Origin of the sequence: Mycobacterium pseudokansasii, from assembly GCF_900566075.1 — a bacterium.
Classification (GTDB): Bacteria; Actinomycetota; Actinomycetes; order Mycobacteriales; family Mycobacteriaceae; genus Mycobacterium; species Mycobacterium pseudokansasii.
In genome coordinates this window covers 6,027,993-6,051,148 of sequence record NZ_UPHU01000001.1, presented here as the reverse complement: position 1 = coordinate 6,051,148, position 23,156 = coordinate 6,027,993, and the positions used below count along the sequence as shown (strand labels likewise).

The window sequence follows — 23,156 nt, the reverse complement described above, 5'->3', positions numbered from 1 at the left end:
TGACCACGAGCGCGTCGGCTGGATACCGCCCGCTGCGGCCATAGCGCGGTGCTGAACAGCCAACAAGGTTGTTCGACGCGCTTTAATTGGTGCATGGAATTGATGATGCCCAACGACTCGATGTTCCTGTTCGCCGAATCGCGGGAGCATCCCATGCACGTGGGCGGCTTGTCGTTGTTCGAGCCGCCGCAGGGGGCCGGACCGGAGTTCGTGCGGCAGTTCTACGACGCGCTGGTTGCCAACGAGGAATTCCAGCCCACGTTCCGTAAACACCCCGCGACGATCGGGGGTGGAATCGCCCGGCTGGCGTGGGCCTACGACGACGAGATCGATATGGATTACCACGTCCGGCGCTCGGCCCTGCCGTCGCCGGGACGGGTGCGCGACCTGCTGGAGCTGACCTCGAGGCTGCACACCAGCCTGCTGGACCGGCATCGCCCGCTGTGGGAACTGTACGTGGTGGAGGGGCTCAACGACGGCCGGTTCGCGATGTACACCAAGATGCACCATGCCCTGATCGACGGTGTCTCCGCGATGAAGCTGATGCAGCGCACCCTGTCGACCGACCCGGACGACACCGAGGTGCGGGCGATGTGGAATCTGCCCCGGGCGTCGCGCCCGCCGTCCGGCGAATCGTCGTCTCCGCTGAGCTCGCTGGTCAAGTTGGCGGGATCGGTTGTAGGCCTTGCCCCTTCGACCTTCAAGCTGGCCCGCGCCGCGCTGTTCCAGCAGCAGCTGACGCTGCCGTTCGCGGCGCCGCACACCATGTTCAACGTCAAGATCGGCGGAGCGCGCCGGTGCGCCGCGCAATCGTGGTCGCTGGAGCGCGTCAAGGCCGTCAAGCAGGCTGCCGGGGTCACCGTCAACGACGCGGTCCTGGCGATGTGCGCCGGTGCGCTGCGGTATTACCTGATCGAGCAGAACGCCCTGCCGGACACTCCGCTGATTGCGATGGTCCCGGTGAGCCTGCGCTCCAAAGACGATTCCGACGGCGGCGGCAACAAAGTCGGCAGCCTGCTGTGCAACCTTGCCACTCACGTCGAGGACCCTGCGGAGCGGATCAAGATCATCAGCGAGTCGATGCGCGCCAACAAGAAGGTGCTCGCCGAGTTGCCGCAACTGCAGGTGCTCGCGCTGTCCGCGCTACACATGGCGCCGTTGACGTTGGCGGGCATACCGGGCTTCCTGTCGACGGTGCCGCCGCCGTTCAACATCGTCATCTCCAACGTGCCGGGCGGGACAGATCCGCTGTACTACGGCGGCGCCCGGCTCGACGGCAGCTACCCGATGTCCAACATCCCCGACGGACAGGCGCTGAACATCACCCTGGTGAACAACGCGGGCAATCTCGACTTCGGACTGGTCGGTTGCCGTCGCAGCGTGCCGCACCTGCAGCGGCTGCTGCTCCACCTGGAATCGGCGCTGAAGGATCTGGAGCAGGCCGTCGGAGTCTGAGGATCACCCGGATGCCCAGACTCAGCGCCGGTTTGCTGCTGTATCGGGCACCGACCGGCGTCATCGACGTCCTCATCGCGCATCCCGGAGGGCCGTTTTGGGCGCGCAAAGACGATGGCGCATGGTCGATTCCGAAAGGTGAATACCCCGACGGCGACGACCCGTGGCTGGCCGCCCGGCGCGAGTTCACCGAGGAGCTGGGGTTGCCGGTTCCGGACGGAGCGCGAATCGACCTGGGCGCGCTGAAACAACCGGGCGGCAAGGTCGTGACCGTCTTCGCCGTCGAAGCCGACCTCGACGTCACCGACATGCGCAGCAACACCTTCGAACTGGAATGGCCGAAGGGGTCAGGCACGTTGCGGTCGTTCCCGGAGGTCGATCGGGCCGGCTGGTTCCCGGTGGCGCAGGCGCGCGCGAAGCTGCTCAAGGGGCAGCGCGCCTTCCTGGATCGGCTGATGGCAGATCCTTCGGTGGCGGGGTTAAGCAAGGGTTCGTGACGGCGTATGTTCGCATGATGCAGACATTGCGCACAGCCGACGAGCGGTTTGACGACCTTCCTGACTTTCCTTATGCGCCAAGGTATTGCGAGTTGCCCGACGGCGAAGGCGGGACACTGCGGGTCGCCTGGGTGCAAGACGGGCCGGACCGCGCCGACCCCGTGCTGATGCTGCATGGCGAGCCGTCATGGTCTTATCTGTACCGCAAGATGATTCCGGTCCTGGCCGGCGCGGGCCATCGTGTCATCTGCCCGGACCTGGTCGGCTTCGGCCGATCCGACAAGCCGACCCGCCGCGAAGACCACACTTATGCGCGTCATGTCGAGTGGATGCGCGCGCTGGCTTTCGACGTGCTGGACCTGCGCAACGTCACCCTGGTCGGACAGGACTGGGGCGGGCTGATCGGATTGCGGCTGGCCGCCGAACATCCCGAGCGCTTCGCGCGGCTGGTCGTCGCCAATACCGGACTGCCCAACGGAGAGCAGCCAATGGCCGAGATCTGGTGGCGCTTTCGGGAAGCGATCCAGACCGCGCCGAAGCTGGACATCGGCTGGTTCGTGCAAGGGGGATGCCGGCGGCAGATGAGCGACGCGGTGCGCGCCGGCTATGACGCTCCCTTTCCCGGCGACGACTACTGTGCCGGCCCGCGCGCCATGCCCGGCCTGGTGCCGACCTCCCCGGACGACCCGGCGGCCGCGGCGAACAAGACGGCCTGGACGAAACTGTGTGTGAGTCCGACGCCGATGCTGGTGGCGTTCAGCGACAGCGACCCCATCACCGGGCCGATGGCCGAGATCTTCAAGCGTGAGATGCGCGGTGCTCAGGGCGTCGAGCACCCGGTAGTACGCGGCGCCGGCCATTTCCTGCAGGAGGACGCCGGCGAAGAGCTGGCCGACTACATCGTGAAATTTCTGCGCCGCTGACCGAGCCCGCGCCTCCCGTAGACCACGAAGAAGATCACCGTCGCCGCCAGGACGACCACGAAGAATCCGACGAACAGGATCACCAGGATCGGGATGGCGACGTTGTCGTAGACGGCGACGGAGCGTGTGCCCCCGCGGCCCCCTCGCGCGGCGCAGATCCGACCATCCCGATACCGAGGATCCAGCGACGCTTGTGCTGGACTTGCGGCGCCGTCAACGTGTCCAACTCCACGAAGGCAGCCTTGTCCGCCGCGGCGACGGTGGCCGGGGCGGGGGTTGGTACCACCAGCGCGACGTTATCGGTGGTGGCGTCCATCGCGAGCTGCATCACGATGGTCTCGGTTGTCCCGTCCCAATGCAACAGTGCCGCTTCATGATTCATGGTGGCGCGGGCACCACCCGGAGCGATCGCCGCGCGGCATGCGCAGGCATGGCCCGGCGCGGCCGGCACCGTGGTGGCCATGGCTACCGAAAGCAGCAACCCGATAACGAATACCAACCGGCAGAAGCGCAGCACCGCCATGTCGCAGATGCGACGTGGCACCGTGGTTGCGGCCAGCTACTTTGACCAGGGCGCACTCGAAGCACGGGCACAATGTCAGCATGACGACACGGCCCATGGAGCCCACCGAATACGCCGAACCGCAGGCGTTGCTGCTGCAACTGCTGGACCCGGCGATCCGGGCCAACCCGTATTCGGTGTGTGCGCAGCTTCGTGAACACGGGCCGCTGCAGCTGCCGGACGCCAACTTCGTACTTTTCTCGACCTATCACGACTGCACCGAGGTGCTGCGGCACCCGTTGTCGAGCAGTGACCGGTCCAACTCGACGATCGCCCGGCGACGGCTGCAGGATGCACCGGCGCCGGGCACCGAATTCCCGCCCGGCTTTTTGTTTCTCGATCCGCCCGATCACACTCGGCTGCGCAAGCTGGTCAGTAAGGCATTCGCTCCGAAAGTAGTGAACGCACTGCGACCCGACATCACTGCGCTGGTGTACGGATTGCTGGACCGGATCGCCGAAAAGGGCCGCTTCGACGTAGTCGGCGACTTCGCCTATCCATTGCCGGTGGCGGTGATCTGCCGGCTACTCGGGGTGCCGCTGGAAGACGAGCCACAGTTCAGCCGGGCATCGGCCTTGCTCGCGCAGTCGCTGGACCCGTTTCTCGCCTTCACCGGCGAGCATTCCGAGGACTTCAACGACGGGCTGGCGGCCGGCAGCTGGCTGCGCGAGTACCTGCGCGAGCTGATCGCGCAGCGCCGGATTAGGCCCGGCGACGACTTGATGTCCGGTCTGATCGCGGTAGAGGAGTCCGGCGATCAGTTGACCCAGGAGGAGATCGTGTCCACCTGCATGCTGCTGCTGGTCGCCGGACACGAGACCACGGTGAACTTGATCGGCAACGCCATCTTGGCGATGCTGCGAGACCGTCGGCACTGGGTTGCGCTGGGCGCCGACGCTGCCCGGGCACCGGCGGTCATCGAGGAAACCATGCGCTATGACCCGCCGGTGCAACTGGTCGGCCGAATTGCCGGCGATGACATGGCGATTGGGGACATCTCGGTCGCTAAGGGTGACACGATGATGTTGCTGCTGGCGGCGGCGCATCGTGATCCGGCCGAGTACGACCGACCAGACGCCTTCGAACCGGATCGTGCGCCCTTGCGGCACTTGGGTTTTGGCTATGGAGCGCATTACTGCCTGGGCGCCCCGCTGGCGCGGTTGGAAGCCGGTGTGGCGTTGTCGGCGATCACCGCGCGATTCCCCGATGCCAGGTTGGCCGGTGAGCCACAGTACAAGACGAACGTTACGCTTCGCGGGCTCCAGACGTTGTCCGTCGTGATCTAGTCAGTTCGCTGAGCCGTTGGGTGCAGTTCTGGTCACTTTGGGTGATGTGGGTCGGCGCCCGCTTTCGCACCGGCACACCGGATTGCTGTTCGCTGTGAGAGAACACGTGAAATCTGTTGTTTGGCAGTCACTTTCTGCCCGATTCTTGTCGGTGTCGGTCGATAGATTGCGGGTATGAGCTCGGGCGGTGTCGTGGATCGGCAGACGGTCACGGCGGTCTTTGGTGCACTCGATGCCGCGGTGGATAGGTTGGTGGATTTGAACTTTGATGCCTTGACCACCCCGGAGTGGTTGGCGTTGGTGGAGCGGTGTGAAAAGGTGCGCCGGCGGCTGCCGGTGGCTGAGCATCAGCTGATCAACAACCTGGCCCGCCAAGCCAGCACCGAAGAGCTAGGCGGCAAGCTGTCGCATGCGATCGCCGACTGGGCGCTGATCAGCCGCACCGAGGCCAGCCGGCGCATCAAAGCCGCCGCCGATCTGGGGCCGCGGCGCGGGCTGACCGGAGAACCGATCGCCCCGGTACTGGCCGGGGCCGTCGCCGCCCAACGCGACGGAAAATTGGGCGGCGAAAGCATCCACGTGATCCGACGTTTCTACCACCAGCTGCCGGGCTGGGTCGATCAAGCCACCCGCGAGCGCGCCGAAGCCCAGCTGGCCCGCCAAGGCAGCCAGGTTCGCCCCGAACAGTTAGCGGGGTTGGCCGACACCCTCGCTGATTGTCTCAATCCCGACGGCACCTACCGCGATGAGGACCGCGCCCGCCGCCGCGGCCTGACCTTAGGCAGCCAGCAGGCCGATGGCATGTCGGAGCTGCGTGGGCTGATCACCCCCGAGCTGCGCGCCACCGTCGAAGCCGTGCTGGCCACACTGGGTGCCCCCGGCATGTGCAACCCCGAATCGAAAACCCCCTGTGTGGAGGGCACCCCCAGTCAAGCCGCCATCGACACCGACACCCGCTCAGCGGCCCAACGCAACCACGACGGGCTGCTGGCCGGGCTGCGCGGCCTGCTGGCGTCGGGGGAGTTGGGTCAGCACAACGGCCTACCCGCGACGATCATCGTGTCCACCACACTGGCCGAACTGGAAGCCGCTGCCGGACAAGGACTCACCGGCGCCGGCACCCTGCTGCCGATGAGTGATGTGATCCGGCTGGCCCGCCACGCCCGGCATTATCTCGCGGTTTTCGACGGCGGTAAGGCGTTGGCGCTGTATCACAGCAAACGGCTGGCCTCACCGGGGCAGCGAATCGTGTTGTATGGCAAGGAGCGCGGGTGCAGCGCGCCGGGTTGTGACGTCAAGGGCTACTTCTGCGAGGTCCACCACGTCATCCCCTACGCCCAATCACCCACCACCGACGTCAACCAACTCACCTTCGCCTGCGGCGGCCACCACCCACTAGCCGACAAAGGCTGGAGCACCCGCAAAAACACCCACGGCGACACCGAATGGACACCCCCACCCCATCTCGACCGCGGCCAACCCCGCACCAACACCATGCACCATCCCGAAAAACTCCTCCACGCAGACGAAGACGACGAAGAAGACACGCGATCCCCGTAAGCCCGCACAACTTCCCACGCGTAGCCGGCCAGCGGCCGGTCTAGCCGCTGTCGTCATTCGCAGCGTTCTCGCCCTCATCGCCGCGCGGAGTCTGAGCGGCCAAAATGATCGAGATCGGTATTGGTGTGGACAGCTCGAACTTGCCTTGCTCGTCATAGTAGGCGCCGATCGTGTACTCGCCTTCAGTCTCGATCGGAAAGGAGAGTTCTTGGGTAAAGCACCGGTACTTGGAAGCTTTATCTTCGTCGTCCGGCCAGTGCCAACTGGCTTTGAGGGTTCCGCGCGGCACCCCGGCGGGGTCCTTGCACACGACGTGGAGTTCCGGGTCGTAGTCACCACCTGCTTTGGCATGCACCACTAGAACAACGGGAACCTTTGCCCAGAGCGGCATTTGGTCGACCTGAAACCAGGTCATCGGGATGCGCGTCGCATTGATCGCGCCGTATTCGTCTAGTGTGGCGGTGCCGGCAACGAACAATGACGATACGTGCAGCATCACGACATCTTAAGGGTGTCGAATAGCTGTATCCGGACGTTCGAATTTGCGGGCGCGCCGCGCGGGGTTGCGCCCGGGGACGCGGTGTAGCAACAAAGGCGGATATCGCACCGCCTGATCTGCCCGCCCAAGGGTCGGGCGATCGAGCTTTGCTACACCGCGTCTTGGGACTTGACCTCCGATCTAGTCGGCCCGAGAGCCGACACGGTGCTTACGAATCGATGTCGTCGACCACGAAGACAGCCCACGCGTATACGGCGTCCAGCTCATGGAAAAGGGCTTCATGGCTCATCAGATATCTCCTTATCGCAATCAACCTGCCGTGCGAAAATGCCCAGCCTTGCAACGATGCCCTATTCCCGCGGCATGCGTTGTCCCCTGATCAGTGGTCCTTTGCGACGAATTCCGAGTAGCGCGAACGGCGGACAACGGGGGTCCCCCATCCGGGGGATCGGCGGCTCTTGAGATCAGGTCAAGGTGACGCCGAACCAACGGGTGAGCAGGCGATCAAGCTCGTCGAGGTCGGCAATGTCAGGTGTCGGCGCTGCGGACGCCCAGGCCACGTAACCATCTGGACGTACCAGCAGCGCCGTTGCCGGTACGTCCGGGACCGGGCGTCCTGCGGCAACGGTGACCCGGTTCGCAATGTCGACTGCCGCCTGAGCCACTACGCCCTGTTCGGTGAGGTCGACCAGCAACGGCCTCCCGTCGCGGGCAAGCTCCGCGACGCGAGTGGTTCCGCACGAGTTTTCGACGGCAAAATCCGGCACCCAGCGCCCGACGAGGGGATGCTGATCCGAACTCGTCGCATAGCGAATATCGGCGCCCGACACTAGGTCGCCGAGGTGACGGACCACATCGGGCTGCGCCAGCAATTCGGTAAAGACTTCCCGTAACGCAGTGACTTCGGCCCCGGGCCGAATAAGGGCCAGCTGGGCGCGGCTGTACATGATCACCCGCTCGGCGGCCGGCCGGCGCTCGGCCTCGTAGGTGTCGAGCAGCTCGGGGCCGACCCGTCCGTCAAGCACCGCGGCCAGCTTCCAGCCGAGGTTCATCGCGTCCTGCAGACCCAGATTGAGACCTGGTCCCCCGAGCGGGGGCTGCACGTGCGCGGCATCGCCGACCAGCAGGACCCGGCCGGCCCGGTATTGCGACGCGATCCTCGAGTTCACGCCCCGGTAACGCCGCAAATCCGGTGGTGCGCCGGTGGATTCGGGCTGGAGCGGCACAGCTGCGCCCAGCACGCGTTTGATGCTGGCCTCCTGCTCGGCAACCGACATGGGCGCGGCGTCGCTGTCGGCCGCGCAGGGGTTTTCGCGGGGCGAGCTGTCCAACTCGATGGTGAATGCCCCCGGCCGGTCCGTCAGCTGCAGGCCCCACCCGAAGATGCCGCGGCCGGTACGAAAGTACTGTCTGGCCGGCACCGCACCGAATCCCGGCACGTTCAGTGCCCCGCTCACCGGATCGACCCAGTCAAGCGGTGGCAGCACGCCGAACGTCACGTGCTCGATCACGTCATACGACGACATCCCGGGAAAGTCGATGCGCGCCAGCTTGCGGGTGATACTCGAGCCGCCGTCGGCGCCGATCAGGTATTCGGTCGTTAGCTCATAGGCGCCGTCCGGGCCGGCGATGTTGACGGTGACGCCGTCGCCGCCCTGGTCGAAGCCGGCTAACGCGTGACCCCAGCGAAAGTCGACGCCGTATTTCTCGGCGGCGGCCACCAGCACCTCGATAAGCCTGGGTTGTTCCACTTGAAGTCTGTACAGCTGGTGATTCGGCACCGCGGCAAGACTGAAGCCGAACCCGGCAAAAAATGAGCCGGGGGCGGGTTGCGGCGGTTCCTGCGTCTGCGCGAGGGTGCTGTAGAGGCCGCGGTGGTCGAAGATCCGAACTCCTTGACCGACAATGCCCGCCGCGCGAGGTTGCCGGTTGGGCCCGGGACTGCCGTCCAACACCACCGGCCGGATCCCGGCCAATCCCAATTCGCAGGCCAGCATCAGCCCGTTCGGGCCGGCTCCGGCGATGACGACCTGGACCACGGGGTGAGAGTACCTAGCTGTCCGCCGCAGTGCCCGGTCCCAGGCCGGTCACGATGTCGTCCAGGTGGAACGACGCCGGCTGCTCGAGTTGGGCGTAGGTGCACGAGCGCGGATCGCGGTCGGGCCGCCACCGGTTGAACTGGGTGGTGTGGCGAAACCGCGCGCCTTCCATGTGGTCGTAGCGGACTTCGACGACCCGCTCCGGCCGCAGCGGCACGAAGGACAGGTCTTTGCCGGCGTTCCAGCGGGAGAATTCGTTCTTACGCGGGGTGCGTTCGCCGGCTTCGTGGGCGGCCCAATTCCACGGATGGTTGTCGAAAGTTGTTACCAGCGGCTGTAATTCGGTGAAGAGCCGCCGCCGTTCGGCCATCGGGAAGGCGCCGATCACACCGACCGAAGCGAGTTGGCCGTCCTCCTGGTAGAGCCCTAGCAGCAGCGAGCCGACCATGTCACCGCCGGACTTGTGCACCCGATAGCCGGCCACCACGCAGTCGGCGGTCCGTTCGTGTTTGACCTTGAACATGACCCGCTTGTCCCGCTGGTAGGTGACGGTCAGCGGTTTGGCGATGACGCCGTCGAGGCCGGCGCCCTCGAACTCGGAGAACCAGCGCTGTGCGGTGTGCAGGTCGGTGGTGGCCGGGGTGACGTGAATCGACGGGCCCGAAGCGGCTAACGCGTCGACCAGCGCCGCCCGGCGCTCATGGAACGGACGGCTGGTGTAGTCGTCGTCGCCGAGAGCCAGCAAATCGAACGCGATGAACGACGCCGGTGTGTGCTTGGCAAGCATGCGCACCCGCGAATCTGCCGGATGGATGCGCTGTTGCAGGGCCTCGAAATCCAGGCCGTGCTCGGTGGCGATGACGATTTCGCCGTCGACGACGCAGCGCGACGGCAGTTCGGCCTTGATGGCCGCGACCAGTTCGGGGAAGTAGCGGGTCATCGGCCGCTCGTTGCGGCTGCCCAACTCGACCTCGTCGCCGTCGCGAAAGCAGATGGACCGGAAGCCGTCCCATTTCGGCTCGTACGACGCGTCCGCCGGGATGGTCTTGACGGACTTGGCCAGCATCGGCGAAACGGGCGGCATCACGGGCAGGTCCATGGGTTCATTGTGTCGTGCGGCATGCTGGAATCCAGCTATGGCTGCTGCAGCAGAAGAACTCGACGTCGACGGCATCCGGGTGCGGGTGACCAACCCGGACAGGGTGTACTTCCCGCAGCTCGGGTCCGGCGGCACCAAGCGACGGCTGGTCGAGTACTACCTCGCCGTGGGCCGGGGCCCGATGCTGGCTGCGCTTCGCGACCGGCCCACGCATCTGCAGCGCTTCCCCGACGGCATCGACGGCGAGGAGATCTATCAAAAGCGGGTGCCCCAGCATCATCCCGACTACCTGCAGACCTGCCGGGTGACGTTCCCGTCGGGACGCACCGCCGATGCGCTGAAAGTCACCCATCCCGCGGCGATCGTGTGGGCCGCGCAGATGGGTACCGTGACGCTGCACCCATGGCAGGTGCGCTGCCCCGACACCGAGCATCCCGACGAATTGCGCATCGATCTGGATCCGCAGCCCGGCACCGGTTTTGCGCAGGCGCGGGCAGTCGCCGTCGACGTGTTGCGGCCGCTGCTCGACGAACTCGGGTTGGTCGGCTACCCGAAGACTTCCGGGGGACGCGGGGTGCACGTGTTTCTCCGGATCGCCACCGACTGGGACTTCATCCAGGTGCGCCGGGCGGGCATCGCGCTGGCCCGCGAATTGGAGCGGCGCGCACCCGGCGCGGTGACCACGTCCTGGTGGAAAGAACAGCGGGGCGCGCGAATCTTCGTCGACTTCAACCAGAATGCTCGCGACCGCACCATGGCGTCAGCGTATTCGGTGCGCCCAACTCCGATTGCCACCGTTTCGACACCGTTGACGTGGGACGAGCTGGCCGGTGCGGATCCCGACGACTACACCATCGCCACGGTGCCCGATCTGGTGGCGGGTCGCGAGGACCCGTGGGCCGGCATGGACGATGTGGCTCAATCGATTGCGCCGTTGATCGACCTGGCCGCCGCTGACGACGAGCGTGGGCTGGGTGACCTGCCCTATCCGCCGAACTATCCGAAAATGCCGGGCGAGCCCAAACGGGTGCAGCCGAGCCGGGATACGGATCTGAAAAGGGACACCAAGGGGTGATGGGATCTGTCTTCGAGCGCCGAGATCCGGCCATGTCTAGTGGTGGCGATCTGCCAGGCTTCCGCTGGATGATCTGCCCGCCTAGGCCATTGGCTTGCGCGAGTCGGACAAATAGTCGAGATCCAAGCTTTCGGTTTTCAGGACCCGCGAAAGTGGAAAGTCATCGATCGCCGCCAATTCAGCCGTTACGGAGCCTACGAAGCTAGTGAGCCCCTTTGACCGCGCAGCTGCCTCGCATTGTCGGGCCCAAATCTCGGCGAGGTAGTACCAAGCGAAGTATCGCTCGACCTGACTTCGATCGGCCTTGGCGAGGTAGGTCGCATACTTGTTGATCTGAGTCTTCAGATTCGCCTGTGTCGGGGCCGCGAGGTCACCCGGTGGCTGTCCGATGTCATCGAGGTCTGAAGGGACCACGTCGGCCTCAACAATGATGACGAGGGTCAGTTCGTGCGGCGAACGCGTCCAATCCTCACACTGCACCCTGATTGAGTGAACACAGGCAAGTGCCTGTCCGAGCGGTGATTGTTCCTTGCGCGCCTTAGCTTTTAGAGCCTCTCTGAGCGGATGCAGGCACTTTACTACTTCGTCTGGGAATGCGAAGCGTCCATAACGGCGGGAGACCGAGAATGCAAACACGCGGACCTCATCGTCTGATTCAACGCCTGCGACGCGCTCGCATGAGACGAGAGCGGTCTTCGCGACAGTGGTGATGCCGTCGAGGTCGGCGAAACAATCTGGCCCGAATCTCGGTACGGCCACGTACTGGGTACGTTCTCCCGATGCTGCCTCACGCGCATCGTCGGCATCCGCTAACTGCACAAGCGGCGCAATCTGAATGCGCTCCCGGTGAGGCAGCGATGCGTCGCATGATTGGCTGACGACGACCGCGCCATGCGTCGTTCGAACCAATTGTGGTGACCAGTTGTGATCGAACACAAACGTGTTGGCGTTACGGAAGACATCGCCCTGTCGCCAATCGCGGCACGATGTGGCTAACTCGGGCGCCGGGCACTGCGCTAGTTGGTCCGAATTAACCTCTGTCGATCGAAGTAGTGCCAGAAACCGCCCGATACCCCACACCGCTACGGCCCGACTTCACCCGCCGGTTTGCGCAGGGGTTCGCGGGTAGCATTCACGAGGCGTTCCGGACCAAACGGAGCGCCCCAAGTTGGTCCGGTGGAATGCCCTCGACGTAGACGGTCGACAACGCTCAACCCGTCTCGTTCAACTTGAAGTAATCGGGCACGTACTACCTCTGGCCTTGGGTCGTCCGGCATCTCGGACTCAAGACCACGGATGATCGCAGCAAAGGCGCGCAATCGGCGGGCATTCGACTCGTTGAGTCGTCCACCGTTAGCCCACATATGAACGGCGCGCCGAGAGACGCCGAAGATCTTTCCCATCTGGTCCCAGGTGAGCCCAGAGTGCGCTTTGATCCATGCGACCTCTTCGCGGTCGCCTCGAGACTCAGCGCCAAGTACGCGCGTGGCGGCTGGGGCGGATTTCGGCTTGATTGCCGCGGCGAATTCTCCACGGCCAGTGCATTTTACAGCCGCAAGCACCTGGATCGCACCGTAATTGCCGCCGATCGAAGTCCCCGCGAGCCCACCAAACGCTGCAAGGCCAGCCATGAGGAGGGAAGCGCCCGCTTTTCCTGCGTACGGAAATATCGGCGGCGCGACGGTGCCAAATTTGCTGAACTGATACTGGGCAACCTGAACGCGGTAGTTGCCAACACTTGCTGTGGCCATCACAACTCACCCCCAAAAGCGACGAGGAAGTCCTCTGTCACTGCCCACCGGAAGAACTGATAAGCCCGTAGCGTCAGGGCGCGCACATCTTCGAAGATATCCGCGCCCTGTTGCGAGCCGGGTGTGAACTCTCGGAACGAATCCATGTCGAGCAGCCATGTCGGGTAGTCGTACGCGGGCACCGCATTGTCGATGCTTGTGTTGGCCGGCAGCATGCCCCAGCGCGCCATAAAGGACGCCCCATCCGACAACCGATAGCGCGCTTCAGTGATATTCGAAAGCAGCGCGAATTCCTCACCTTGGGAGACTGAAATTCCCAGCACCTCGGTTCGCAACAGTTCGGGCAGTCGGGTCAGGAGGTCTGGCCTGGTGAGTTGGTTGACGTACCGAACCCCAAGACGATCGATGTAGGGCACGGTCACCTGCTCATTCACGGCCTTCCATGCGTCAACGAGCCGCTGAGCAAAGTCCCTGAGTCGAACATAATGAGTGGTGTCGACACTGAGGAAGGTGCCACAGAAGGTAATCTGCCAGTCACGATCGCCGCTGCTGAGACGCCACAGTCGGGTGGTCGTGGGATCTTCACTGAGGCCATCAGGGGTGATGATCAACGTCGTTTCCTGGCCGACATCCATCAATGGGTACTGGTCCGCGAGAGCATCAGCAATGCGCGTGGCTACGGCGTCCTCGTTGGTCGAGAATCGCGTGAGGTGCGGAAACCTGATCTGAGCGATGGCGCGAACAAGCGGAGCCGACTGCAGTGGGACATTGATGTCGGGCTCTGCGAAGGCGAAGGGATGAGCGGCGGTCGCCATGCTTCACACTGTACTTCACACCCATGACGAGTGTGACAGTCGAAAGACCTGACGACGACGCCGTGGGATGGGGCGTTGCTGTAAGTCCCCATTTGTTTCCGACTCCGTCCCAGAACTAGCAGTAGCCGGCTGGGGAAGTTGAGCCCGCACCGAACTCACACGGCGGTCAACGCACAGGTTGTGGGCTCGCGGCGCTGCTCTTGGGGTCGATCAGGATTTTCGCGTGTGCCTCGGGGTCGCCGAGCGCGTCGAACGCGGCCTCGACACCGGCCAGCCCGACGGTCCCGGTGATCAGCGGGTCGGCGTTGACCTTGCCGTCGGCGAGCATGTGCAGCGTGTCGCGGAACTCGAGTGGGGTGTAGCCGAGCACGAACCGCAGGTCGATTTCTTTGTTGATCGCCATCGCCGGGCGGATGTGGTCGGCGCCCATGCAGACCCCGACCACGACGACGCGGGAAAACAGCGGCGCGCTCGCGATGATGCCGTCGATAATGCCTGGGACACCGACACATTCGAAGATGACCGGATGCTTGGGGGTCGCGGCACCGGCCGCTTCGGCGACGCGCCACACGTGCCACCACGGCAGCCGCAGCCGATGCAGCTTTTCGATCGTGCCGACCGCCAGATCGAACGCCTCGAGGATGCCCTGCAAGTGCTTGCGGCTCGCATCCGTCGCATAGGGGGAGTCCTGCGCCGGGTCGACGACGGCGTCGGCGCCGCAGGCGGTGGCCAGCGCGCGCCGGCCCGGGGAGAAGTCGCTGGCGATCACGGTGCGCACGCCGTGCGCCTTGAGCATGCAGATCACCGCGAGACCGATGGGGCCGCAGCCGATCACGATCGCGACGTCACGTTTGCTGACGTCGCCACGTCGCACGGCATGCCAGCCGACGGCCATCGGCTCGGTCAGCGCGGCGATCTCGGGCGGCAGGCCGTTGGGGACGGGAAACGTCAGCGACTGCTCGACGAGCAGTTGCTCGGCGTAGGCACCCGGCGCCATTGTCGACAGCCCGATCCCGTGCACCTCGTTGCCACGTCGCAGCAGTGGCATCGCGACAACCGGGGTGCCGGGCCGAGGAGCCCTGCGGGTGCCGGGACCGTAGTCGACCACCTCGCCGCAGAATTCGTGTCCGAACACCACGTGCTCGTCGGAGCGCATGAAGGCGTGGTAGCCCGATTCGTCCATCACGTCGGCGAGTTCGTCGCAGTGGTAACGGGCATGCAGGTCCGATCCGCAGATGCCACACCTGCGGACATCGATCAGCAACTGGCCCTTAGCCGGCTTGGGGGCGGGCTGTTCGACCACTTCGAGCCTCGCGTTGTGGCAGGTTACCGCTCTCATCCTGAGACAGCCCTTCCGGTCAGGTCGATGTCCTTGCCGGGCCAACGTAAGCCTCGACGAACCGGCCTGTCACCCCCGGGCGTCATCACCGATGATCGATCACGCCTTTTCCGCGATCATCAGCGTGTACCGAGTCGTTCGGCCTCCGGTTGCGCTGCGCGAGGCTGGCGACGAACCTTCGATCCGATGCGAGGCGAATGCCGTTGGTGTTGATGATGACGGTCTTGATCGGCCGGGCCTGGGCGGCGTCGACGAACTCGAGAATCTGCTTGTGGATCGTCGGCTCGCCGCCGGAGAACATCACGATTTCGGGCTCGCCTTCGGCCGCGACGAGTGCATCGAGCATCTTCTCGCATTGCGCCACGGCGAGGGCGTAGCCGTCGGGCTGGTGACCGGAGTCGGCGAAACAGATCGGGCAGTCCGGGTTGCAGTGCGTGTTGACTTCGATCAAGCCGAGGCAGGCGTGCTGTTTGTGGTCCGGGCACAGACCGCAGTCGCTGGGGCAGCCGTCGCGAACCTCGGTCTGAAACTGCAGCGGAATGGTGCCGGGCTTGTTGAATCGTGTTGACTCCACCTATATCTGAGCGTCCCCGTACACCACAGCCTCGAACTCGCCATGGTCGCGGCACCGCTTGCGCAGATAGACCTTGCCGCCGCGGAGGTTGACCTGGGCGTCGATCACCACCTTGCATACCGGGCAGATGCTCCTGGTGTATTCGAGGACTACCTCGTCGCGGTCCCGCTTCATTGTCGTCACTGGTGCCCCGTTTCCCATCGGCCCGGCAACCGGGGTAGCTCATCACGGTGGATAGCGTGCCGACGCGCAACTGTCATCAGAACTACAGTTCAGCTGCGCGCCGCAGCGCAATAGCGTGCAATAGCGGCAAGGATGATTGCAGGAGGTTGACTGGAATGATTCGTGCCGTGTGGAACGGGGCGGTGCTGGCTGAGGCGCCGCAGACCGTCCGCCTGGAGGGCAATGACTACTTCCCGCCGGAGTCGCTGCGGCGCGAGCACCTCGTCGACAGCCGGACCACGTCGATATGCCCGTGGAAGGGCCTGGCGCACTACTACACCGTATCGGTTAACGGCGATGTGAAGCCGGACGCGGCCTGGTACTACCCGCGTCCCAGTCCGCTGGCGCGCCGGATCAAGAACCACGTCGCGTTCTGGAACGGTGTGCGCGTGGAAGGCGAGCCCGAAGAAGCTCCTGCACCGCCGCGCTCACAGGAGGGTGACCGGCTGCCGATCTGGCGTATCGGCGTCACCGGCGGTTTGGTCGGCATCCTGTGCTGCGTCGGCCCCACCGTCCTCGCGATATTCGGAATTATCAGCGGGGCAACGGCATTGGCGTGGGCGAACAATCTGTACGGCAACTATGCGTGGTGGTTCCGGCTGAGCGGGCTCGGTGTCCTCGCGCTGCTGGTGTGGATCGCGTTGCGGCGACGCAATCAGTGCAGCCTCGGCGGCGTGCGCCGGTTGCGGTGCCGGCTGGCGACCACGCTGGCAATCGCGGCCGGTACGTACGCGGTGTTGTATGGGGTGACGACCTGGCTGGAACGGTTCGCCTGATACGCAATATCAGTCGTGCAGTGTGCCACTGCTCTTAGATGTGTTGCGACGAGCCAGTATTCGCCAACCTACGGCAGCTGCGGTGAGCGCGGCGAGGACGCCGAGCATGGGCCACACCCCGAGCGCGTCGACGTGGCGGACCAGCCAGCTTTGCACTGTGCCGGCGGCTGCGATGACCGGATCATCTGCGCTGGCGCCGGAAAAATACAGGGAGATCTCGTAATAGCCGTAATACGTCACGTAGAGCCCGGTGAGCAGCAGCAGTGCGCCGGCGATGCGCCCGACATAGGGCAGGATGCGGCGGAGCCCGCCGGCGTCCGAGGATCCGACGAAGGCCACGGTCAATGCGGCCACCCCGACGGTGACGGCCATGCCACTGGCGTAGACCAAAAATGCCAGCACGCCGGTGACCGTCGAACCGTGCCGAAAGGTCGTGCTGATCAAGGCCAGAAAGGGCCCGATGGTGCACGACAGTGAGGCCACCGCGTAGGCGACGCCGTAGCCGTACATCGAGCGCAGGCGTGCCGTCGGCGCCCCGCCGGACAGCTTCGGCGTCACCACCGCGATATCCTTGCCGGCGAGCAGCCAGGCCGCCGTTGCGATCAGCACTACACCGATGACCACGGTGGCAACCGGAAGATACTTCTGTACCGAGGCGATCAGCGGCGAAATCAGCAGGCCGAACACGCCGAATACGGTGAGGAAGCCGGCCGACATGACCAGTGTGGCCGACCCGGCACGGGCTAACGCCGTTGGGCGCGAGGTGGTTTGGCTACCACCGGCGATCACCAATCCCAGATAGCCCGGCAGCAAGGCGAATCCACACGGATTCAGCGCAGCCACCAGCCCGGCTCCCAGCGCGAAGCCCAGCGGCGCGGTGTCGATCACGGGCCGGCCAGTCCGGTAACCCGCTTGGTCAACTCGGGCTCGGTCAAGGGACCCTCGACGACGTCGATGTGGCCGGTTGCGCCGACGAAAGCGAAAGCCGGTTGCGCCACAACCCCGAACCTCGCCCAAATCGCGGCGTCGGTGTCGGCCAACTGCGGGAAGGCGCTGAGCTGGTAGCGGTCGACGAATTGCCGCATGGCCGGCAGTTGGTCTTGTGCGGCCACCCCGACGAAGGCCACCGTTGGACGCGCGGCAGCGACCTTGGCCACCGTCGGGGCCTCTCGCTGACACACCGGACACCATGGGGCCCAAAACCACAGCACCGCGGGTTTGCCGAACAAGCTTGCTCCTGAAAATTGCCGGCCATCCACAGTCGTTGCGGTGAACTGCAGCTGCGCCGGCACGAGCGTATGGGCGTTGGGCGGGCTAGCTGCGGCGCCTGAGGGCGCTGCGGGCGCGGGCGTCGCCGTCGAGGCCGGGCCGCAACCGGCGACCGCGACGACCAGCGCGACGAGCGGGGCTAGCAGGCGACCGGCCATGACGCGACCCGGTGGTCGCGTGATCGCTGCCGGTCCGACAAAGGGTCGACCGGCCGTCGGCTGGCGGCGCGCCGAAGCGGTCACGCGGGACGAGAGTCGATTATTACTTCGCACCTGGGCAGCACAGCGGAAAGGCTCGACGGGATCCACCCGTTGGTCAGCGTGCTGACAGTCATCCCCCGTGCCGGGTTCGGCAGCCGTCACAGCCAGCTATCGTCGCCACCACACGTTGGCGACACGGTACATCGAGATCCGGCGCCTTTTGGCTGTTATTAGGCATGCTATTGGGTGAACTATGACGACAGCGTTCGTGCTCTCCGGCGGCGGGAGCCTCGGGTCCATCCAGGTGGGGATGCTCCTCGGTTTGGCCGAGAGCGGAATCGCCCCGGAACTGATCGTCGGCACGTCCGTCGGCGCCGTCAATGGCGGCTGGCTGGGGTCGCGTGCCGATGTCGAGGGGATCGGCGCGCTGGCCGACCTGTGGCGGTCGCTGTCGAGAGAAGACGTGTTCCCCACCCGACCCATCGTGGGGCTGTTGGGCTTTCTGGGGCTGCGGTCCAACCTGGTCCCCAACCACGGCCTGCGGCGGCTTCTCAAGGACCATCTGCAGTTTCGCCGGCTTCAGGATGCGCCGATACCGCTGCATGTGGTGGCCACCGACGTGCTTTCGTGCCACGACGTCCTGCTTTCGTCGGGAGACGCGGTCGACGCGATCACGGCCAGCGCCGCCATTCCCGCCGTCTTTCCTCCGGTGAACATCGACGGGCGCGAACTGATGGACGGGGGTGTGGTGAACAACACCCCGCTGTCGCACGCTGTCGCGCTCGGCGCCGATCTGATCTGGGTGCTGCCTACCGGCTACCCGTGTGCCCTGCCCAAAGCACCACGCGGGGCGCTGGCGATGGCGATACACGCCTTGACCCTCGCCATCAACCAGCGCCTGGCCCTCGACGTCGCCCGCTATGAGAAATCGGTCGACCTGCGCGTCGTTCCGCCGCTGTGCCCGCTCGGCGTTTCACCAATCGACTTCTCGCACACCGCCCGGCTGATCGAGCGATCCCATGACAGTACCCTCGAGTGGCTGGCAGCGCGCCAACCTCTCGTTGGTCAGGCGGCCCTGCTTGCGCCGCACCGGCATTGACCGCCGCGAGTCCAACAACGCCGAGCCGGGGCCTGCACCTGCTCCAAAACTGTTTCCGCCAAAGGGTTTCACCCGCCCCTCGACGATACGCCCCGGTCGCGGCAAGGCCGGCCGGCGCTAAACCGCCGGTTCGTAGGGTCGACGTGGCCACGTCGGACTGCGCTCAGAGTCAGAGTCCCGGGTCACGTCGGAACGGGCCTCGTCGCGGGCGTTGGAAGGAAAAGAAGTGTCGACGCACCACCAGGCATCGCAGAGTTTGGCCCACCACTGCGGTACGGGTAGCGGGGAGGCGCCGCAGGCCACCACCCCGTAGGTATCCGGGTCGCCGGGAGCTCCGGGCGTTGACGCCACGTATTGATCCACCATTGCGGCGACATTGTTGTCCACGTCGATCTCGCAGTGCACGTTTCCCGAATACGGCGATGGGATGCTCACTTGCATACCAGCTTTCGCCGCATCGGCCAGCATGGTGTTGGTGGTGAATTCGCGGCCGGTTGCACTCAACGGGGCCGTAGCCGTATAGCTGTCGTTGACCATGTAGATCGCCCGGGCGCTGGAAATGGGCGCGTCCACCTTCACGATGTAGGTGACGTTGTGCGGGTTGTGCGGGTCGGCCAGTGCAGTCGCGGGAGTCAGCAGCCAGGCGAGGGCGGCGACCGTCGCGGCGGCGATCACCGCCCAGCTGCGCGTGGTGGGACTCATGACGGCAGACAATACGCTCCGCCTGCCATGCCGGCCAGGTTTTTCCGGTCATTGCCGCAGCTTTTGCCGCGAGGTCCGGCTCGCTATTCGAGTTTGCGAATTCTTTCAACCGAATGGTCATGTGGATAACACTTCTGGCAATCCGCCTCCGGCCCGCATAACGATGTAAAAGTTGGGCTTCTAGAAGCCGGCTGTGTGGGTTACGCTCTGCGCTGACTTCCACGACGACAAGGATCCGCAATGGAATCTGCATCCCTCGGGCGTCACTTGCGGCGAAATCCCTTGGACCGCAGGACATTTCTGGCCCTGATGGCTGTCACGGCCGGCGCGGGTGTGATAAGGAGCGCCGGTCCGGCGCGGGCCGGCGGCGAAGAGCTTCGCGACCTGCCTCAAGTGTCCAGCGAGAGCGGCGTCTTGGATTATTCGCTGGAGGTGGTGACCAATCCGGTAGAGCTGGGTGGCCGTCAGGTGACCCTGGAGACATACAACGGCCAGTTTCCGGGACCTATCTTGCGGATACGGCAAGGCGACAACCTACGAATTCTGCTCAAGAACCGCATCGTTCCGGTGGGCATTCCCACAAATAATGTTTTCATGGTGCCCTATTGCGCCTCCAAGTCCAACGACCCGCGTTTCGACACCCGGCGAGCCTGCCTCCACGACTTCTGGAATAGGTGGGAGCGAAGGCAAACCATGTTCCAGGAGTTGGTCGACACCAACCTGCACACCCATGGGCTGCAGGTGTCTCCGGAGGACCCCGGGGACAACGTGGGACTTCAGCTGGGCCCGCTGCAAGACCACCAGTACAGCTACAACATCGCCGCCAACCAGCCGACCGGGTTGCACTGGTATCACCCGCATTTCCACACGGCGACAGCCCATCAGCTGTGGAACGGGCTGTCCGGTGCGATCATCGTCGAGGGCGACATCGACGCGATACCCGCGATTGCCGAAATGCGAGAGCGAACCATCGTGGTCAACGAGATGTGGATCGCTGACGACAGTGCCGAGGTGCCCTTCGCCGTGGTGGTTCCCATGGCGGGTCACGCGCCCTTCGAATCCATTCCTGCGGTGCCGTCGTCCATGTACTTCCCTCTCAACGGCCAGTTGCTGCCGGACATCAGTATCAAACCGGGGGAGGCGCAGCGCTGGCGGTTTCTCAACGCGTGCCCGCATCGATCGATCTGGTTACACATCGAGGGCCACACGTTGCACCAAATCGGCACGGACGGAACGCCTTACCGCACACCGCAGCCCCGGGCGAACATCATGCTGGCCGCCGGCAACCGGGCCGAGTTCATCATCAAGGGCGGTGAGCCGGGCCGCTACCGAATCTACGCGGCAGCCTACGACCAAGGGCACCCCGGTGGCCCGCGACCCTCAATGTCATTGGGCACATTGGTGGTGAACGGGAATAGGGTCAACAGCCGGATGCCCACGACCCTGGTGGATCCGCCGCAGATGCCGAACCTGCCGATCGCGCGTCGTCGCACCATGGTGTTCTCCGGAGACATCACCGGCCGGACCGGCATGGGCGTGCAGTTCCTGATCGACGGAAAGGAATTCGATCACCAACGGATCGACACGGAGGTCGAGGCGGGCACGATCGAAGAGTGGACGTTGATCAACGAGGACGTCTTTCAGCATCCAATTCATATCCATGTCAACCCGTTTCAGGTCGTCGACATCCACGGTATTCCGCCCGGGGACACCAGCTGGCAGACGGAGCCGGACGTGTGGTGGGATACCTTTCGGCTACCGCCGTTCGGCCGGTACACCCTGCGTATGTATTTCCGCCCGGACGTCACCGGCATGACCGTTTATCACTGCCACATTCTGCCGCACGAAGACAGGGGAATGATGGGCCTTCTCATGATCGATCCGCCCGGACAGCATGCGATGGAGTGACGATGCGCCGCCCAATTGTTGTCACTCTCGTGTTAGCGACGTTGTCAGCTGTCGGCCTGGCAACCGCCGAGCCCTCGATGCAACCCATGCAAAACCAAGGCCGTTACAGCTTCAACCAGCAGCATCGCGACAATCTCAGCTGGTGGAACCGCACCTGGGTGCCACAGCTCATCCCCAAAGGCGCCCTGCTCGAAGTGCAACTGCCGAGCGATCCGATCCACTGGATTCCCTACGGCGAACCGGACTGTCAGCCGAGCCCGGGCTGGGACTGGGCGGAAATCAGCGGTTCGTGGTACCCGGATGGTCCGCCACGGCATCAGCGGGTGGCCGTGGAACTCGAAGGTCAGCACACCGTTCCCAACCAGAACCGCTACCGGGAGTCGGCAAACCCGTACGAACTGCCAGGCGTGTATATACCCTTCGACAAACGTGTGGACGGCAGCTCGACCATCACGATCTTCGACTACCATCTGTTGCCCGGACCCTCCGACGATTATTGGGCCGGAAGGGGTTTGGCAACAATCTGCCTGCGGCCCGACCCGATTCCGGAGGACGTCAGAGTGCTGGGCTTTCCGCCGGACACGCCGCCCACCTACGTGCTGACGCTTGTCGTCGGCGTGCGGCAGGCCTCCTACGGAGGCGGGTTGCCCCCGACCCCGCTCCCGCTACCGCCGATGGTCAGCCTCGAGCCGGACGGGCCGTCAGCGCCGCCCGAGCCCCCTGCCGAGGAGCATGGCTGAGGGCACGCAGCGAAATAGCCACCGCAACGGGCAGCGTCGCGCCGGCTAAGTCGGGTGCCGGTTCGGCCCGCCGATCGTTGTCATAAGCAACGGGAGCTTTCGGGCTCCCGTTGCGATGGTTAGGTTATGGCCCCCAAATCATGAGGTCTTCCATCCCGTTGTTCATCGTCACCGTGGTGGGCGAAGGGCCGGTAACGTCGAAGTGGATCTTTCCGGTCGATTGTGCGCCTTCGGGAATGGTGGCTCCACTGATGTTGGACGGCGAAGAGACAAACCACAGAACCCGGTAAGCCGCTTGGTCGGGAGCGACGGCGTTGAACTGCGAAATGGCGGGAGTGGCGCTGCCCCGAATGGCCTTCACGGTGGCCGTCGCTTCCCAAAGCTTCCCGGCCACCTGATAGCCCGGCGTCTCATCGCTGCTGGGCTGGAGGTTGCTGACCTTCCAGCTGAGGACAACCTGACCGACGGTGTCGGTCATCGTCAGTTCGGTGCCAAGTTTGCCGACCATCGGATAGGCGGCCGACGCAGGCGGTGCGCTGGTGACCCCGGCGGTTGCCACGACCAGGGTTGCGACCGTCGCCTGAATCAATGTGGTGATTTTCATGGTGCTCTCCTCGGTGGTTGGAGCGACAACAATTTATATATAAGTCACCCTTTTCGCATATGACCACTGTTTTCAAGAATCGTTATCCGCCGCGACCAGCACCTCGGCGTCACGGGAATTGATCAAGATTGGCCGGTGCGGATGCCCCACCGCTTGGCCGCG

At 64.7% G+C, this 23,156-nt stretch carries 24 protein-coding genes and 1 pseudogene; 11 read left to right on the top strand and 14 right to left on the bottom strand.

The features are described 5' to 3' along the window. The first annotated feature begins 93 nt into the window (after positions 1 to 93). Genes EET10_RS27400 through EET10_RS27390 form a run of 3 tightly spaced genes read left to right on the top strand, consistent with a single transcriptional unit; the run spans position 94 to position 2,875 of the window. Complete coding sequence (locus tag EET10_RS27400; protein ID WP_036394392.1) at positions 94 to 1,455, top strand: WS/DGAT/MGAT family O-acyltransferase; 1,362 nt, start codon at positions 94 to 96, stop codon at positions 1,453 to 1,455. Positions 1,456 to 1,466: 11 nt separating this feature from the next. Beyond that, positions 1,467 to 1,952, top strand: coding sequence for an NUDIX hydrolase (locus tag EET10_RS27395; RefSeq protein ID WP_036394393.1), 486 nt, complete (start codon positions 1,467 to 1,469; stop codon positions 1,950 to 1,952). A 17-nt stretch (positions 1,953 to 1,969) separates the two neighbouring features. Further along, positions 1,970 to 2,875: a haloalkane dehalogenase gene (locus EET10_RS27390; protein ID WP_036394499.1), complete on the top strand. Its 906-nt coding sequence runs from the start codon at positions 1,970 to 1,972 to the stop codon at positions 2,873 to 2,875. Between the two features lie 79 nt (positions 2,876 to 2,954). On the opposite strand, the gene EET10_RS27385 is transcribed toward EET10_RS27390, so the two are convergent. Next, entirely contained in the window at positions 2,955 to 3,398 is a 444-nt protein-coding gene (locus EET10_RS27385) for a DUF2330 domain-containing protein (RefSeq protein WP_122502676.1), read from the bottom strand. Positions 3,399 to 3,478: 80 nt separating this feature from the next. On the opposite strand from EET10_RS27385, the gene EET10_RS27380 reads away from it, so the two are divergent. Both EET10_RS27380 and EET10_RS27375 read left to right on the top strand, forming a co-directional pair. After that, on the top strand, positions 3,479 to 4,723 hold the full coding sequence (locus EET10_RS27380; protein WP_122502675.1) for a cytochrome P450: 1,245 nt from the start codon (positions 3,479 to 3,481) through the stop codon (positions 4,721 to 4,723). A gap of 174 nt (positions 4,724 to 4,897) precedes the next feature. After that, the gene (locus tag EET10_RS27375; protein WP_122502674.1) at positions 4,898 to 6,283 is read left to right on the top strand and encodes an HNH endonuclease signature motif containing protein; all 1,386 of its coding nucleotides are present in this window, start codon (positions 4,898 to 4,900) and stop codon (positions 6,281 to 6,283) included. Positions 6,284 to 6,323: 40 nt separating this feature from the next. Here the strand turns inward: EET10_RS27375 and EET10_RS27370 are convergent, their stop codons facing one another. The 3 genes from EET10_RS27370 to EET10_RS27360 all read right to left on the bottom strand — a co-directional run bounded on the left by EET10_RS27370 (position 6,324) and on the right by EET10_RS27360 (position 9,920). Further along, positions 6,324 to 6,779, bottom strand: coding sequence for a hypothetical protein (locus EET10_RS27370; RefSeq protein ID WP_244602110.1), 456 nt, complete (start codon positions 6,777 to 6,779; stop codon positions 6,324 to 6,326). 467 nt (positions 6,780 to 7,246) lie between these two features. Beyond that, positions 7,247 to 8,821 (bottom strand): FAD-dependent monooxygenase, encoded by a 1,575-nt coding sequence (locus EET10_RS27365; RefSeq protein ID WP_036394398.1) that lies wholly within the window; start codon positions 8,819 to 8,821, stop codon positions 7,247 to 7,249. A 13-nt stretch (positions 8,822 to 8,834) separates the two neighbouring features. Next, complete coding sequence (locus EET10_RS27360) at positions 8,835 to 9,920, bottom strand: ATP-dependent DNA ligase (RefSeq protein ID WP_036394400.1); 1,086 nt, start codon at positions 9,918 to 9,920, stop codon at positions 8,835 to 8,837. A 37-nt stretch (positions 9,921 to 9,957) separates the two neighbouring features. Here EET10_RS27360 and ligD point away from each other — a divergent pair, with 37 nt between their 5' ends. Further along, complete coding sequence (ligD, locus tag EET10_RS27355) at positions 9,958 to 10,995, top strand: non-homologous end-joining DNA ligase (protein ID WP_036405628.1); 1,038 nt, start codon at positions 9,958 to 9,960, stop codon at positions 10,993 to 10,995. Positions 10,996 to 11,076: 81 nt separating this feature from the next. Here ligD and EET10_RS27350 read toward each other — a convergent pair whose 3' ends face one another. From EET10_RS27350 to EET10_RS31400, 6 genes are all read right to left on the bottom strand, one after another. Further along, positions 11,077 to 11,931 (bottom strand): hypothetical protein, encoded by an 855-nt coding sequence (locus EET10_RS27350; RefSeq protein WP_136623039.1) that lies wholly within the window; start codon positions 11,929 to 11,931, stop codon positions 11,077 to 11,079. Between the two features lie 146 nt (positions 11,932 to 12,077). Further along, entirely contained in the window at positions 12,078 to 12,746 is a 669-nt protein-coding gene (locus EET10_RS29380) for a hypothetical protein (protein WP_136623038.1), read from the bottom strand. Continuing rightward, the gene (locus EET10_RS27345; protein WP_036394404.1) at positions 12,746 to 13,561 is read right to left on the bottom strand and encodes a TIGR04255 family protein; all 816 of its coding nucleotides are present in this window, start codon (positions 13,559 to 13,561) and stop codon (positions 12,746 to 12,748) included. Before EET10_RS27345 ends, EET10_RS29380 begins: the two co-directional genes overlap by 1 nt. A gap of 166 nt (positions 13,562 to 13,727) precedes the next feature. Continuing rightward, the gene (locus EET10_RS27340; protein WP_036394406.1) at positions 13,728 to 14,900 is read right to left on the bottom strand and encodes a zinc-binding dehydrogenase; all 1,173 of its coding nucleotides are present in this window, start codon (positions 14,898 to 14,900) and stop codon (positions 13,728 to 13,730) included. Positions 14,901 to 14,985: 85 nt separating this feature from the next. After that, entirely contained in the window at positions 14,986 to 15,474 is a 489-nt protein-coding gene (locus tag EET10_RS27335) for a radical SAM protein (RefSeq protein WP_244602109.1), read from the bottom strand. Then, positions 15,475 to 15,648 (bottom strand): hypothetical protein, encoded by a 174-nt coding sequence (locus tag EET10_RS31400; RefSeq protein ID WP_425293791.1) that lies wholly within the window; start codon positions 15,646 to 15,648, stop codon positions 15,475 to 15,477. It abuts the gene before it with no gap. A 164-nt stretch (positions 15,649 to 15,812) separates the two neighbouring features. Between EET10_RS31400 and EET10_RS30040 the strand changes: the two are divergent. Beyond that, positions 15,813 to 16,103 (top strand): annotated as a pseudogene (locus EET10_RS30040) (DUF427 domain-containing protein); the annotation flags it as partial. Then, positions 16,080 to 16,472, top strand: coding sequence for a hypothetical protein (locus EET10_RS32075; protein ID WP_051490687.1), 393 nt, complete (start codon positions 16,080 to 16,082; stop codon positions 16,470 to 16,472). The pseudogene EET10_RS30040 and the gene EET10_RS32075, both read left to right, overlap by 24 nt. 9 nt (positions 16,473 to 16,481) lie before the next feature. Here the strand turns inward: EET10_RS32075 and EET10_RS27325 are convergent, their stop codons facing one another. Both EET10_RS27325 and EET10_RS27320 read right to left on the bottom strand, forming a co-directional pair. Next, on the bottom strand, positions 16,482 to 17,360 hold the full coding sequence (locus EET10_RS27325; RefSeq protein WP_036405626.1) for a cytochrome c biogenesis CcdA family protein: 879 nt from the start codon (positions 17,358 to 17,360) through the stop codon (positions 16,482 to 16,484). Next, the gene (locus EET10_RS27320) at positions 17,357 to 17,899 is read right to left on the bottom strand and encodes a protein disulfide oxidoreductase (RefSeq protein WP_036405657.1); all 543 of its coding nucleotides are present in this window, start codon (positions 17,897 to 17,899) and stop codon (positions 17,357 to 17,359) included. The genes EET10_RS27325 and EET10_RS27320 overlap by 4 nt, the downstream gene beginning before the upstream one ends. 295 nt (positions 17,900 to 18,194) lie before the next feature. On the opposite strand from EET10_RS27320, the gene EET10_RS27315 reads away from it, so the two are divergent. Next, a complete protein-coding gene (locus EET10_RS27315) occupies positions 18,195 to 19,040 on the top strand; it encodes a patatin-like phospholipase family protein (protein WP_036405624.1) in 846 nt (281 codons plus the stop codon). 117 nt (positions 19,041 to 19,157) lie between these two features. On the opposite strand, the gene EET10_RS27310 is transcribed toward EET10_RS27315, so the two are convergent. After that, entirely contained in the window at positions 19,158 to 19,742 is a 585-nt protein-coding gene (locus EET10_RS27310; RefSeq protein WP_036405622.1) for a hypothetical protein, read from the bottom strand. 240 nt (positions 19,743 to 19,982) lie between these two features. On the opposite strand from EET10_RS27310, the gene EET10_RS27305 reads away from it, so the two are divergent. After that, a complete protein-coding gene (locus tag EET10_RS27305) occupies positions 19,983 to 21,650 on the top strand; it encodes a multicopper oxidase family protein (protein ID WP_246013704.1) in 1,668 nt (555 codons plus the stop codon). Between the two features lie 2 nt (positions 21,651 to 21,652). Beyond that, positions 21,653 to 22,390, top strand: coding sequence for a hypothetical protein (locus tag EET10_RS27300; protein ID WP_244602106.1), 738 nt, complete (start codon positions 21,653 to 21,655; stop codon positions 22,388 to 22,390). Between the two features lie 124 nt (positions 22,391 to 22,514). On the opposite strand, the gene EET10_RS27295 is transcribed toward EET10_RS27300, so the two are convergent. Continuing rightward, on the bottom strand, positions 22,515 to 22,994 hold the full coding sequence (locus tag EET10_RS27295) for an MPT63 family protein (protein ID WP_036405618.1): 480 nt from the start codon (positions 22,992 to 22,994) through the stop codon (positions 22,515 to 22,517). Between the last annotated feature and the right edge of the window lie 162 nt (positions 22,995 to 23,156).

Bases quoted from the DNA above. Each gene is read 5' to 3' on its own strand.
- EET10_RS27295 (WP_036405618.1), bottom strand. From the start codon at position 22,994: ATGAAAATCACCACATTGATTCAGGCGACGGTCGCAACCCTGGTCGTG.
- EET10_RS27400 (WP_036394392.1), top strand. From the start codon at position 94: ATGGAATTGATGATGCCCAACGACTCGATGTTCCTGTTCGCCGAATCG.
- EET10_RS27375 (WP_122502674.1), top strand. From the start codon at position 4,898: ATGAGCTCGGGCGGTGTCGTGGATCGGCAGACGGTCACGGCGGTCTTT.
- EET10_RS27305 (WP_246013704.1), top strand. From the start codon at position 19,983: ATGGAATCTGCATCCCTCGGGCGTCACTTGCGGCGAAATCCCTTGGAC.
- EET10_RS27340 (WP_036394406.1), bottom strand. From the start codon at position 14,900: ATGAGAGCGGTAACCTGCCACAACGCGAGGCTCGAAGTGGTCGAACAG.
- EET10_RS27315 (WP_036405624.1), top strand. From the start codon at position 18,195: ATGACGACAGCGTTCGTGCTCTCCGGCGGCGGGAGCCTCGGGTCCATC.
- EET10_RS29380 (WP_136623038.1), bottom strand. From the start codon at position 12,746: ATGGCCACAGCAAGTGTTGGCAACTACCGCGTTCAGGTTGCCCAGTAT.
- EET10_RS27385 (WP_122502676.1), bottom strand. From the start codon at position 3,398: ATGGCGGTGCTGCGCTTCTGCCGGTTGGTATTCGTTATCGGGTTGCTG.
- ligD (WP_036405628.1), top strand. From the start codon at position 9,958: ATGGCTGCTGCAGCAGAAGAACTCGACGTCGACGGCATCCGGGTGCGG.
- EET10_RS27390 (WP_036394499.1), top strand. From the start codon at position 1,970: ATGCAGACATTGCGCACAGCCGACGAGCGGTTTGACGACCTTCCTGAC.
- EET10_RS27320 (WP_036405657.1), bottom strand. From the start codon at position 17,899: ATGGCCGGTCGCCTGCTAGCCCCGCTCGTCGCGCTGGTCGTCGCGGTC.
- EET10_RS31400 (WP_425293791.1), bottom strand. From the start codon at position 15,648: ATGAAGCGGGACCGCGACGAGGTAGTCCTCGAATACACCAGGAGCATC.
- EET10_RS27310 (WP_036405622.1), bottom strand. From the start codon at position 19,742: ATGAGTCCCACCACGCGCAGCTGGGCGGTGATCGCCGCCGCGACGGTC.
- EET10_RS27360 (WP_036394400.1), bottom strand. From the start codon at position 9,920: ATGGACCTGCCCGTGATGCCGCCCGTTTCGCCGATGCTGGCCAAGTCC.
- EET10_RS27345 (WP_036394404.1), bottom strand. From the start codon at position 13,561: ATGGCGACCGCCGCTCATCCCTTCGCCTTCGCAGAGCCCGACATCAAT.
- EET10_RS27395 (WP_036394393.1), top strand. From the start codon at position 1,467: ATGCCCAGACTCAGCGCCGGTTTGCTGCTGTATCGGGCACCGACCGGC.
- EET10_RS27370 (WP_244602110.1), bottom strand. From the start codon at position 6,779: ATGCTGCACGTATCGTCATTGTTCGTTGCCGGCACCGCCACACTAGAC.
- EET10_RS27300 (WP_244602106.1), top strand. From the start codon at position 21,653: ATGCGCCGCCCAATTGTTGTCACTCTCGTGTTAGCGACGTTGTCAGCT.
- EET10_RS27380 (WP_122502675.1), top strand. From the start codon at position 3,479: ATGACGACACGGCCCATGGAGCCCACCGAATACGCCGAACCGCAGGCG.